Source organism: Rhodococcus sp. 06-418-5, assembly GCF_002258285.1.
GTDB lineage: Bacteria > Actinomycetota > Actinomycetes > Mycobacteriales > Mycobacteriaceae > Rhodococcoides.
The window spans coordinates 246,197-258,293 of record NZ_NOYE01000014.1 but is presented as its reverse complement, the minus strand read 5'-3'; the positions used below and the strand labels follow the sequence as shown (position 1 = coordinate 258,293).

General features: G+C 64.6%; 11 protein-coding genes. 6 read left to right on the top strand and 5 right to left on the bottom strand.

Annotated features, from left to right (window positions below):
• Positions 1 to 18 precede the first annotated feature (18 nt).
• The gene (locus CH274_RS11165) at positions 19 to 774 is read left to right on the top strand and encodes a TspO/MBR family protein (protein WP_094657468.1); all 756 of its coding nucleotides are present in this window, start codon (positions 19 to 21) and stop codon (positions 772 to 774) included.
• Here CH274_RS11165 and CH274_RS11160 read toward each other — a convergent pair.
• The gene (locus CH274_RS11160) at positions 771 to 1,436 is read right to left on the bottom strand and encodes a TetR/AcrR family transcriptional regulator (protein WP_052049861.1); all 666 of its coding nucleotides are present in this window, start codon (positions 1,434 to 1,436) and stop codon (positions 771 to 773) included. The two genes, CH274_RS11165 and CH274_RS11160, sit on opposite strands and share 4 nt — an antisense overlap.
• 70 nt (positions 1,437 to 1,506) lie before the next feature.
• Positions 1,507 to 2,709: an oxidoreductase gene (locus CH274_RS11155; protein WP_094630503.1), complete on the bottom strand. Its 1,203-nt coding sequence runs from the start codon at positions 2,707 to 2,709 to the stop codon at positions 1,507 to 1,509.
• A gap of 140 nt (positions 2,710 to 2,849) precedes the next feature.
• Here CH274_RS11155 and CH274_RS11150 point away from each other — a divergent pair, with 140 nt between their 5' ends.
• Complete coding sequence (locus CH274_RS11150) at positions 2,850 to 3,281, top strand: type II toxin-antitoxin system Rv0910 family toxin (RefSeq protein ID WP_094657466.1); 432 nt, start codon at positions 2,850 to 2,852, stop codon at positions 3,279 to 3,281.
• 165 nt (positions 3,282 to 3,446) lie between these two features.
• Here the strand turns inward: CH274_RS11150 and CH274_RS11145 are convergent, their stop codons facing one another.
• The gene (locus CH274_RS11145; RefSeq protein ID WP_094657465.1) at positions 3,447 to 5,801 is read right to left on the bottom strand and encodes a transketolase-like TK C-terminal-containing protein; all 2,355 of its coding nucleotides are present in this window, start codon (positions 5,799 to 5,801) and stop codon (positions 3,447 to 3,449) included.
• A gap of 272 nt (positions 5,802 to 6,073) precedes the next feature.
• Positions 6,074 to 6,682 (bottom strand): TetR/AcrR family transcriptional regulator, encoded by a 609-nt coding sequence (locus CH274_RS11140; protein WP_032396596.1) that lies wholly within the window; start codon positions 6,680 to 6,682, stop codon positions 6,074 to 6,076.
• Between the two features lie 117 nt (positions 6,683 to 6,799).
• Here CH274_RS11140 and CH274_RS11135 point away from each other — a divergent pair, with 117 nt between their 5' ends.
• From CH274_RS11135 to CH274_RS11125, 3 genes are read left to right on the top strand one after another with little or no spacing between them, the layout of a single operon-like run.
• A complete protein-coding gene (locus CH274_RS11135; RefSeq protein ID WP_032397229.1) occupies positions 6,800 to 7,435 on the top strand; it encodes a VOC family protein in 636 nt (211 codons plus the stop codon).
• Positions 7,436 to 7,475: 40 nt separating this feature from the next.
• On the top strand, positions 7,476 to 8,402 hold the full coding sequence (locus tag CH274_RS11130; RefSeq protein WP_094657464.1) for a fumarylacetoacetate hydrolase family protein: 927 nt from the start codon (positions 7,476 to 7,478) through the stop codon (positions 8,400 to 8,402).
• Positions 8,399 to 10,189: an FAD-dependent monooxygenase gene (locus CH274_RS11125; protein WP_094657463.1), complete on the top strand. Its 1,791-nt coding sequence runs from the start codon at positions 8,399 to 8,401 to the stop codon at positions 10,187 to 10,189. The genes CH274_RS11130 and CH274_RS11125 overlap by 4 nt, the downstream gene beginning before the upstream one ends.
• Before the next feature lie 70 nt (positions 10,190 to 10,259).
• Here the strand turns inward: CH274_RS11125 and CH274_RS11120 are convergent, their stop codons facing one another.
• The gene (locus CH274_RS11120) at positions 10,260 to 11,174 is read right to left on the bottom strand and encodes an alpha/beta fold hydrolase (protein ID WP_094657462.1); all 915 of its coding nucleotides are present in this window, start codon (positions 11,172 to 11,174) and stop codon (positions 10,260 to 10,262) included.
• A gap of 158 nt (positions 11,175 to 11,332) precedes the next feature.
• Here CH274_RS11120 and CH274_RS11115 point away from each other — a divergent pair, with 158 nt between their 5' ends.
• Positions 11,333 to 12,094: a lysophospholipid acyltransferase family protein gene (locus CH274_RS11115; protein ID WP_094657461.1), complete on the top strand. Its 762-nt coding sequence runs from the start codon at positions 11,333 to 11,335 to the stop codon at positions 12,092 to 12,094.
• Positions 12,095 to 12,097: the final 3 nt, after the last annotated feature.

Sequence of the window (12,097 nt, the reverse complement as noted above, 5' to 3'; positions counted from 1 at the left end):
TCGGGGATCAACTCGACTGTGAAAATCGGCGTCGTCCTCAGTGCGGTCGTGGCCGTTGTCGTGTCTTTTCTCGGGTCGGGCCTATGGATCGGGACGCCCATCGCCGAAGCGGCGGACGGAGCGCTCAGTGCCACGTCGACTCTGGTGGCACCCGCGGGGCCCGCGTTCTCGATCTGGTCGGTGATCTACGCGGGGTTGATCGTCTATGCCGTCTGGCAGCTGCTGCCCGGGCGCACTGCACGCCACGACGCGCTGCGGGCACCGATCATCGCGTCGATGTTGCTCAATCCGGCCTGGATTCTCGCGGTCCAGTTCGGCCAGGTGTGGTTGAGCGTGCTGGTCATCGTGGCACTGTTGGCGGCGCTCGTGCGCGTGCTCGTACTGATGCAGCAGTTCCGGCCCGAGGGCGTCGCCGACGCAGTGATCACCGACGGCACGATGGGCCTCTACCTCGGTTGGGTGTGTGTCGCGACGATTGCGAACATCTCTGCCTGGTTGGTGAGCCTCGGGTTCACCGGCGGTGCAGGTGCAACCGTCTGGGCGATCGTGGTGCTCGTCGTTGCAGCGGCAGTAGGGCTGCTGCTCGCCCGCTACTCGCGCGGAGCGATCGCTCCGATGCTGTCGATCGGGTGGGGATTGGGATGGCTGGCGCAGGGTCGCCTGTCCGGCGAGCTGACCAACTCCACGGTGGGATACACCGCAATTCTCGCAGCCCTCGTGGTCGTCGGTTCGACTGTGGTGACCAGGGTTCGCGGGCGTCGGTCGGTAACCTAGCCGCGTCCGAGGATCGCCTCGACAGCGTCGTCGACGTTCAGGGCCGGGTCCAGGACCGGTGCGGTACGCAGGCACGCGACGATGATGTGCACCAACCATTCGACCATCTGCTCGACGTCGATTCTGGCGTCCTGTTCGAGCCATCGGGCCGTCGCGCCGTCGATTGCCGCGACGATGCTGTGACCGACGAGTCCGACGCCTGCGTTCTCCGCGTCGAGTCCGAGTTGCGTGGCCGCCGCCTCCAGCACTGCGGTTCGCGCGTTCTCGAACACTTCCCAGGCTTCGGGGTCTGCGCCTCTGCCGCCCAACACCATTCGTAACGCCAGTCCTCGGTGCCGGCTGAGATAGTTCAGGTGGCTGGTCAGCGCAGCCCGAATCTGGATGTCGGGTGTCGAGTCGGGAATGTCCGCGAAGGCCTCCGACATGGCCGCGGCGGTGGCCCGCATCGCCTCGAGGTAGATGCCCCTCTTGTTACCGAAGTAGTGGAACAGGAGGCCGTGGGCAACGTCGGCCGACTCGACGATGTCCGAGACGGCGACCTTGTCGTAGTCGGCCTCGGCGAACAGGCTCGCCGCTGCGTCGACGATTCGCTGCCGGGTCTCGGCCGCTCGGGCGGTGGCCCGGTTGGCTCGGGCAACCGGTTTGGCGGAACGATCTGGCACCGAAAGTCCTATCTGCCTTGGCCTGCCCGTCCGGCTGTCACCGAGGGCTCGGTACGAGCCTAGGACGTCATCAGATGATCGGGGTGATGTGGTCGTGCAGATCGAAACCAAGTAGCGCCTTTCCGTAGGTCTCGATCGACACTCGTGGCAGCATGACGGCATGGCGAGCACCGACATTGGAATCGCGCCAAATGCGCTGCAGAGCATTGACTTCGGCGAAGGCTCCGGCACCGGTGGCGTCGACGAGCATGTTCAGCGCCTCGTTGATGCTCCGTAGTGCAACGGCTGCGTCGCCGCGAACACGCGCACGGGAGAGCAGGTCCGGGTACTCGGCGGCCTCGGCCCACCGCTTGACGTCCTCTGCTGCGCGGTAGGCGTGCAGGTGCGCGGTGTCGACCTTCAGCGCTGCTTCGGCGAGCAGCATCTGGAATGCGACCGAATCGGCCTGACGGTCGAACACGGTGTAGGCGAGGGCCTTCTCTGCGGCCTTCTTTCGTACCAGTTCCACTGCAGCGCGGCCCATTCCGAGCTGTGGACCGACGAGGACCATGACGAGCATAGGTCCGAAGGCCGAACGGGCGAAGGCGGAGTCGGTACGTTCGGCAACGTTGGCACCGCTGAATGCGGGGATCATCGACAGCATCCGGTGTTCGGGGACGAAGACGTCCTCGGCGACGACGGTGTTGCTCCCGGATGCGCGCATGCCTGCCACGTACCAGGTGTCGTCGATGCGGTAGTCCGTGCGCGGGAGCAGCGCCATACCCTGGTCGAGCATGTCGCCGTCGTCGTCGTTGACGATGATTCCGCCGGTGAACCACTGCGAGTGCAGGCTGGCCGAGGCGTAGGGCCATGTTCCGGTCAGTCGGTAGCCGCCCTCGACCTTCCGGGCGGTGCCGCCCGGGGTGACGACGCCGGAAATGATGGCGTCGGGGCCGTCGGCGTAGATCTCGGCCTGAGCCGCGTCACTGTAAAGGCCTGCAGCCCAGTTGTTCACGTTGGACAAGGTGGTCACCCAGGAGGCACCGGCGTCACCTTCGGCGATGATCGCGGACACGTCGAGCATGGTGCGCAGGTCGGTTTCGAGTCCGCCGAACTTCGCCGGTGCTGCGACTCGAAATGCGCCAGCGCGGCGGAGGGCGTCGACGGTGTCCTCGGAGAGGCGTCGTGCCTTCTCGTTCTCGGCGGCTCCGGCCTTCAGGTCGGGCACGAGGGCTCGAAGGTTGGCGATCACATCGGTGGCGGTTGCAATGGGCAGCGCTTCGGTCGTCGTCATGGCTCGTCTTCCGGTTCGGCCCCGTGGCTGTGAGGCGTGTGTCACGAAACTAAACGGTACTTGACTTGAGGTCAATATTGACTTCCGATCAATCCTATGGCGTAGTGGTGAAACACCGACCTCGAGCGAAGGAACCTCCGATGCTGAACATCACCATGACGCAGGAACTGCGTGCCTCGCAGAACGACGTGTGGGCAACTCTGTCCGACGTCAGCACCTTCGAGAAGTGGCATGCCCTGCACGAGGAGTGGGTGGAGACGCCCCCGAGGGACCTCGAAGTCGGGTCGACGATGGTCGAGAAGATCAAGATCGCGAGCATCATCGACACCATCGAGTTCCAGGTCGAAAGTCTGCGTGCACCGGAGGAATTGGTCCTGGTGGGTGCCGGGTCGACCGGATCGAAGATTCGGCTGACGATGAACTGCGCCGCTCGCGGAGGCGGCTCCGCCGTCACCCTCGAGCTGGAGGTGACCAGTCCGTTGTTGTTCGGAGTGGTGGGCAAGGCGCTGCAGGGCACGTTCAGGAAGAAGCTCACCGCCACCCTGAACGGACTCGCGGAGTACCTCGCGTGAAACGCCTATCGCCCCGCACGTGCGAGCGGGGCGATCGAGATGTTCGCTGATCAGTCGAGACGATGTGCTGTGTAACCCTTTCCGAGCAGTCCCGACATCGCCGAGGTGGCGAGCGGCACCGTCGACGATGCGGTCATGGCTGCGTTCGCTGTCGAAGGAGCCCTGTCACCGACCGGTCACATCGAGAGCTGCGCCCACGATGGAATCGGTGTCGATTCGGTGGTGCTTGTACACCTCGTCGAGTGAGCCCACCTGTCCGAAGTTGCTCACGCCCAACGATGTCGACGCAACCCTGTTGACGGTGGCGAGGAACGCGAGGGTGTGTGGATGCCCGTCGAGCACCGTCACCATCGGGGTCGCTCGGTCGGCGGGCAGCAGCTGATCGAGAATCCAGGATTCGCCGACGTGGTGTCCTTGCCGCGCCTGCAGCGCGCGGTAGAGCTCGCCCGGGCTGGTGATGCACAGAACGTCGGCGATGACGCCGATCCGCTCCAAACGCTCTGCGGCGTCCAGGGCTTCGGTCATCAACGCGCCCATGGCTGCGATGGTCACCGTTGCTCCGTCTCGACGCACCAGCGGATAGCCGCCCGCGACGACCTGCCGACGCCTGCGTTCCCGGGCAGCCGGATCGCTGGGGACGTCCGCCTTCGACTGATCGACGGGACGCGTCGACAGACGCAGGTATGCCGAGGAGCCGTCGGGGCGTCCGAGTCGACCGATGCTGGCGAGCAGTGTCCATTCGACGTCGATGGCGAATGCGGGCTCGTAGGTGATGCAGCCGGGCTGCTCCAGTCCGATGGACGGGGTCTTGATCGACTGGTGCGCACCACCTTCCGCGGCCAGGGTGACTCCCGACGGCGTGCCGACCAGAATCGACTGACCACCCGCGTAGATGCCGTACGACCACGGCTCGAGTGCGCGCTCGACGAAGGGGTCGTACATGACACCGATCGGGAACAGCGGCTCTCCCCACCGGCTCCACGTGGCACCGAGCTCGCCCATCAGGCCGACCAGGTTGGTCTCTGCGATACCGAGTTCCATGTGCTGACCGGACGGCCCTTCGCGCCAGTGCATGATCGTCTCGGCGTCGTCGCCGAACCAGTCGTGTCGATCCGACGACGACCAGACGCCGACCTTGTTGACCCACCCACCGAGGTTGGTGGTCGAACTGACGTCGGGACTGACCGTGACGACACGACGAGCCGCGTCGGGGGCTTCTCGGGTGAGGTCGATCAGGGTGCGTCCCAGCGCGGCCTGCGTGGTGGCCGTGCCCTTGGGGGTGCGTCCGATGTCGGTGGGGACGGCAGGTGGCGTCGACGCCGGAATCGGTTCGCGGCGTAGCCGTTCGGCGGTGGCAGTGCACAGCCGGCCGGGTCCGCTGTCGGAATCGAAGCGTCCCCAGGGCTGTTCGGGATCGGTGCCGAGGGTACGTGCGAGTTCTGCGTATTCCTCGACGGTCAACAGCGAGGAGTGGTTCTGCGGATGCCCCTGGGTCGGCAGGCCGAATCCCTTGACCGTGTACGCGACGATCACGGTGGGTCGGGTGTCGTCGATGCGAGAGTAGGCCTCGCGCAACGCATCCAGATCGTGTCCACCCAGGTTGCGAATGGACTCGGTCAGTAGTGTGTCGTCGAGATCGGCGATCAGGTCGGCAATGGCGGTGGCGTCGGGACCCGATCCCGGAAGTCTGGTGCGCACCTCCTCGGCGGTGCAGCGCAGCAGACGTTGGTATTCCGGGTTCGGCATGTCCAGAATGCGCGTGCGCAATGCGTCGCCGCCCGGCTTGGCGAACAGGTCTTCGAGCAACCGGCCGAACTTGACGGTGATGACCTGCCAGCCGGCGGCGTCGAACATCTTCTCGAGGCGACGGGCGGCGATGTTGGGGACCACTCGGTCCAGCGACTGACGATTGAGGTCGACGATCCAGACGATCTCGCCGAGTTCGGCTATGCCCGGGTCGATGATCGCCTCCCAGACCGCGCCTTCGTCGAGTTCCGCATCGCCGACCAACGAGAACTGCCGTCCGCTGAATCCGGGCGTCTTCGGTGTGGATTCCTCCGGGCCGAACCGGTCCTCGACGAAGCGTCGGGACATCGCTCCCCAGATCGGTGCCGTGGCACCGATGCCGACCGATCCGGTGGAGTAGTCGACGGTGTCCGGGTCCTTGGCCCGCGAAGGGTAGGACTGCAGACCGCCGTATGCGCGCAGTGTCGTCAGGTACTTCTGGTCCAGCTCACCCAGCAGGTAGTTGATCGCGTGCAGCACCGGCGAGGCATGAGGCTTGACCGACACGCGGTCGCCTGGCTGCAGCTGCTCGAACCACAGCGAGGTCATGATCGAGACCATCGACGCGCAGGAGGCTTGGTGGCCGCCGACCTTGAGTCCGGTCGGGTTGGGCCGAATTCGATTGGCATGGTGAATCATCGACGTCGACAGCCACAGCACCCGCTGGGCGAGCTCGTGCAGATCGTGGTGATCACCGGTGGGTGAGCGGTGATCGGCGGGACTGATGCTGGTCATGACAGGTGCTCCTGAATCGACGTCGAATGTGCCGGGGGGCACGAAGAAAGTAGAGCGGACGAGGGAGAACCGAGTGCGGTTCTGCAGTCCGGGCGGGCGTTCGGGTTTCGAATCGCCGAGAGGATGCAACTGAGCTGCGATGGGAGACAGTGCACCAGCAGCCTGCGTTGTTGCGCAAGTGCTGAGCCCTGCAGGGTGCATATTGCTCAATATCAGGTGCAGGAGCGTGGGCAAATATGGTCGTTCTGACCTCTTCCGAGACGCCGGTGGGTCTACTTCGATGCGTCGACGACCGCTTCGAAGGCGTCGACCACCAGCGCCACGATCGCATCGAGTTCGAGCCCTGGAGTGTCGAAGTAGGCGTCTGCTGTGCGGTCGAGAAAGCCGGTCCATCCGGAGATCGCGGCCGCCTGGAGTGGGGACAGTGGATCGGGCAGCTCGGCCAGGGCTGCGACCTGACGTGCGCCTTCGGCCCGTGCCTCTCGGACGGCATGTTCGACGACGGAATCGCCCAATTCACCTTCCCGGACCACTCGGACGTAGAGGGCTCGGTGGCGCTCGAGAAATTCGATGTGGCGTCGCACGAAACCTTCCATGCGTGCACGCACGGATGTCTCGTCGGCGGCGGGCTCCTGAAATTCGGCCAGCTTCGACAGCACGTCGGCGAGGGCGGCCGCGACCAGGCCTTGTTTGTCGGTGAAGTAGTAGAACAGCAGTCCGTGTGCGACGCCCGCTCGACGGGAGATCGCGGCCGCGCTGATGTCGGCGCTGTTGCCCTCGGCCAGCAGCTCGATGGCGGCGTCGATCAAGGCCTGCCGACGGTCCAGTCGGGGGCGGGCACGGCGAGACCGCTCGGCACCGGTGGGCGAGTTGTTCGACACCGATCCGACATTAGCCCACCCGGCGCGATCTCTCCTGACGCCTGATCAATTTCTTGACTGTCAGTCAAAGTGGTCGTAGCGTAAGTCACACAGGTGACCCGAGGAAAGGCTCGTTCGATGAGTGCGACGCAGGATGCAGGGAGTCGGAAAGCGCCGAGGGTTGCGCCCGATCTCATCGCCCACTGGGTGGTCAAGTCGGCTCGCACCGAGGAGATGGTGCGCTGGTACGGAGCGGTGTTCGGTGCCGAGATCGTCTACCAGGACGAGGGAATCACGTTCTTGACCTGGGACGACGAGTCGCATCGACTGGCGATCATCGCTGTTCCGAAGCCGGTCAGGTTCCTTTTCCCGTTCTCCAAGTTCAAGCGCAAGGCATACGGGATCGATCACATCGCGTTGACGTTCGTTTCGCTCGAGCGGTTGTTGGAGAACTACGTGCGGCTCAAGCGGTTGGGCATCCTCCCCGTCTGGTCGATCAATCACGGACCGACGATCTCGCTCTACTACGAGGATCCCGACGGGGTGCGCCTCGAGTTTCAGGTCGAGAACTTCGACGCCGAGAACACCGCGGCGTTCTTCTTCACCGAGGAGTTCGCCCAGAACCCGATCGGCGTCAACATCGACCCCGATTACCTGCTCAGCCAGCTGCGCAACGGAGTGCCGCACGAGGAGCTTCGCCGACGCGAGGCCGGAACTCGGCCGGGCCATCCGGTGGTCGCGAACAAGAAGACCATCACGCCGAAAACATTGTGAACGCGCCGATTTCGATCGAACCAGGGGGATAGAGACTCACATGTCAGTCAACGTAGTCCGGACCATCGACGGTTGGTGGCGCCTCGACGGCGACCGTGCAATCCGTATCGAGACGACGGCCGAGACCACCCGCGAACTTCTTGCCGACCGCGACGCCATCACCGGTGCGTCGGGCGCAGGGGCGAGTGTCGACGAGCTGGAGCTCGTATCTCCGGTCACCACACCGTGCCGGGTGGTGGCGCAGCTGCTCAACTATCGGTCGCACGCGATCGATGCGGGTTCCGATCCGAACACGTTGCAGCCGACGTTCTTTCGTAAGTCCTCGGCGTCGGTCAGTGGTCCGTTCGATCCCATCCGACAGCCACCCGAGGTGGCGCTGTTGGACTACGAGATCGAACTGGGGATCGTCGTCGGTGCCGAGATTCCCATCGGTACGACGGTCACCGACGAGAACCTCTCGGATTACGTAGCCGGGGTGATCGTAGCGAACGATGTGTCCGCGCGGGAGATCCAGTTGACGAAAGTTCAGGTGTACGAGAGCAAGTCGTATCCCACGTTCACCCCGTTGGGGCCTCGGTTGGTGCTGTTGGACAACGACGAGCTCCGCCGCATCCCCGAGCTGCACATGACGCTGGCGGTCAACGGCGAGACGCGCCAGGACCAGACGATCGGCAACGACCTGATCACTCCGCCGGCCGAGGCGCTCACCAGGCTGGCCCGCTTCCAGAACATGACTGCCGGCGACGTACTCCTCACCGGAACACCGATCGGCACCGCCATTTCCGCGCCGCCCAAGATCGTGCAGAAGATCGGTGAGTTGATTCCGCCGGCGCTGAAGTGGAAGTTCTTCTTCGCCCGGCAGGCGAAGAATCCCGATTACCTCTCGGTCGACGATGTGATCACTGCCGGTATCAGGACCGCCGACGGAGCCATCGATCTGGGGATGCAGGAGACGGTGGTCCGATGACCGTGCCGATCGCCGTGGTCGGAGCCGGACCGGCCGGTTGTACCGCCGCGTTGCTGTTGGCACGCAGAGGGATTCGCAGTGTCGTGCTCGAGCGCCGCAACGCGCCGCTGTTTCACCCCGCCGCGCACGTGATCAACGCCCGCACTCTCGAGATCTGGAACGAATACAGCTCCGAGTTGGCGCGCTCGATCGCTGCGATGTCGCCGCCGCACGAGACCGTCAATCTCATCAGCTGGTTCGGGAATCTCGCGGACGAGGCCATCGGTTCGATCGACCTGCTCTCGGACCCCGAGCGCAAGGCAATCGTCGAGAGTCAGAGTCCGTTCCTGGTCTCGCACATCGGTCAGCATCTGTTGATGCCGGCACTGTGGGATGCGCTCGACGCCGAACCGCTGATCGAGTTTCGCCGCGGATGCGCTGTCGAGTCCGTCGACACCGACTCGTCCGGTGCACGTGTGCGTGGGCGTTGCGCAAGCGGAGTGGCCGAGATCGAGGCCGAGTACGTGCTGGCATGCGATGGTGCGAACAGCGCGACACGAGACGGTACCGGGGTCGGACTGACCGGACCTGTCCTGGCGAACATGGGCAGTGCCTTCTTCACCTCGAAGACACTCTTCCCCGATGATGCTCGGCCGCTGCTCAGTTGGATCTACACGCCGGACCTGTGCGGAGTGATGATCGCGCATGCCGACCATCGATACATTCTGATGACGGCGTACCTGCACCCCGACCAGGAGATCGCCAAGGACAGTCGAGCCTACTGGTCACGCACGCTGCCGAAGGTGTTGGGAGAACACGACTTCGATCTGGAGTCGACCGGGACCTGGGTGATGACATCGCAGACCGCCGATGCGTTCCGTCGTGGCCGTCTGCTCCTGCTCGGCGATGCGGCGCACCGGTTTCCGCACACCGGTGGTTTCGGGCTGAACTCGGGTGTTCAGGATGCCCACAATCTGGCCTGGAAGCTCGACGCCGTTCTGTCCGGCACCGCGTCCCCGTCTCTGTTGGACACCTACGAGACCGAGCGTCGTCCGGTGGTGGAGAAATTCGCCGAGCAGAGTGTGGCGAACCACTTCCGGATGGACGACATCGGAAAGAGGGTGGGCATCACCAACAAGATGTTGGCGAAAGCGACTCAGGTGGTGGGTCGGCCGCCGCTGAACAAGGTTCCGGGAAAGTTGATCGCGCCACTGGCTGCCGCTGCCACCCGGAAGCAGATGGCGCGATCGCACAAAGTCGATCCCGACGCACCCGGGTCCGCCCAGCTTCGTCGCGAGATCGCCGACGCCATCCCGCTTCAGGTCGAGCATTTCGTGTCGATCGGCTTGCAATTCGGTTACCTCTACGCCAGTCCGTTGATCGCACGGGACCCGTCGGCAAAGCCCGCCGAAGACGTGGTGGATTACCTGCCCACGACCTACCCGGGAGCAAGATTCCCCCACGCGATGGTCTCGGTGGGTGGTGCGCAGGTGGCGGTGCACGAGACACTCGACCCGAACACACTGTCGCTGTTCACTTTCGATGGCGACAGGTGGGCAGGCGTGGTGTCCGAGCTCGAGAAGGTCGGACCCGGCGTCACCTTGATCTCTGCGGAACTACCGGCAGGTGCCGCTCGGGACGAGCTGATCGGACTGTACGAGGTGGGTGAGACCGGAGCGGTGCTCGTGCGGCCCGACGGCCACAGTGCCTGGCGCTCCTCGGCATCGGGTGAGGACGCAAGGCGGGAGCTGAGCGAGTTCGTGAGCCGGCAATGGGGGCACTACTTCGCGGTGTCCGCCGGCGTGTAGCCCTCGCGCGACACGAACCGATGGTGCCCTGCATTCGGCAGGGCACCATCGGTCGTGCTCGACGAAGCGGTCAGCGCTGCTGTGCCGGAATGTCGAGGAAGGCAGTCAGTTCGGCCAGGAACTCGGTCGGTTTCTCGATGTGCGGCCAATGTCCGGTGCCCTCGATCTCGACTGCGGTGGCGGTCGGAACGGCGTCGAGGAACCGCTGGACGTCGGCGGGCGGTGACAGGGGATCGCCCGGTCCGCGGATGATCCGCGTCGGGCAGGTGATGCGGTCCAGCCCTGCACTCGGGTCCGCGGATGCGGTGGACAGCAGCGCCGGGAAGGATCCCGGTGCGCCCAATGCGGACATCACCTGGTCCATGAGCTCGGGATCGAGTCGGTCGGTCCGGTTCACGAACGGCCCGAGTGTGGCTTTGAGGATCTTGGGCGATCGTGCGGCCTTGTGCGCCAACCAATTCGGCATGGGCAGGCTGATGGTGATCAATTCGGCCAACAGGGTTGCGACCGCGCGTGGTTGGTCACGGATGGTGCTGATCGGACGTCGGGTGAGGCCGGTGAGCGTGAGGATCGGTCCACCGGTGACGACGAGGCGCTCGACCAGTTCCGGGTGCTCCGCGGCCAGGCGCGTCGCCACGATCGAACCCATCGAGTGTCCGACGAAAGTAGCGCGTGTGATACCGAGGGTCGAGCACGTGGCGGCGACGGAATCAGCGAGTGCGGCGAAGCTGCTGTGCCCCCGTGAGTACTGCGAGCCACCGAAGCCGGGGAGGTCGATGCCGATGGCTCGATGCGACCGCGCGACCTCGGGAAGGATCTCGACGAACCAGCGCCAACTGGCCGAAATTCCGTGCAGGAAGATCACGACGTCGTCCTGGGTCGGATTGAGGTCGACGAGGTGGATACGCGATCCGTCCACATCTATGTCACGAGTGTGTTTGTCCCACTTCATGTCTTGCCATCGTTGGATCTCGGAATCGGTCACTTCCCTACTTTCTCGTCGAGGGTGTCGTCGGATGCAGTACTCGATCCAGGCTCCGGTGCCTCGCGTCGTGAGCTCGCGGGCCACTTCGTCGCCGCCGGCTGGTCCGAACTCCGATGGATCCAACCCGGAAATGCGTGGGCGCCCGCTAGAGTGCGCGCATGCACAAAGTACCTCGCGCGATCCGGGCCATGGGGATCAATGCGGTTCGTCTCTACAACCGCCTCGAAGTGTCCGTCGCTCAACCGGTTCCCGATGAGCCGGTGTTGTTCGTGTGTAATCACGGGTTCGGCGGCGTGATCGATCTGAACGTGTTCGCGTTCGCGGCAGCGTACGACGATCTGGGCCTGTCCAGGGAAGTGATCGCGTTGACGCACCAGATCGCGTGGACACTGCGTGCAGGAAAGTTGCTCGAGCCCTTCGGCGCGCGGCCGGCCGCTCGAGAGAATGCTCTCGACGCATTCGAAGAGGGGCACAATGTCCTGGTCTTTCCGGGCGGTGACCTCGATGCGCTGAAGTCGTGGCGGCACCGAAACGAAATCGTCTTCGCCGGACGCAGTGGTTACGCGCGTCTCGCAATGGAAGCCGGGGTGCCGATAGTTCCGGTCGTGACCGCGGGCGCGGGTGAGTCACTCCTCGTCCTCAGCAGTGGACGTCGTATCGCCAAGGCGCTCCGATTGGACAAGACGGCATTTCGGGTCAAGACGCTGCCGCTGTCAGTATCCGTTCCCTGGGGCGTGAATGTGGGGGTGGTCGGGTTGCTTCCGTATCTACCTCTACCGACGAAGCTTCAGACGTCGGTTCTGGCGCCGATGCGTCCCGAGCCCGACGAGTCCGCAGAGGATTTCGCGCACCGCGTGCACTCGGCGATGCAGGCAGAACTCGGCGAATTGACGAAGGACCGCAAGCCGGTGATCGGCTGAGCC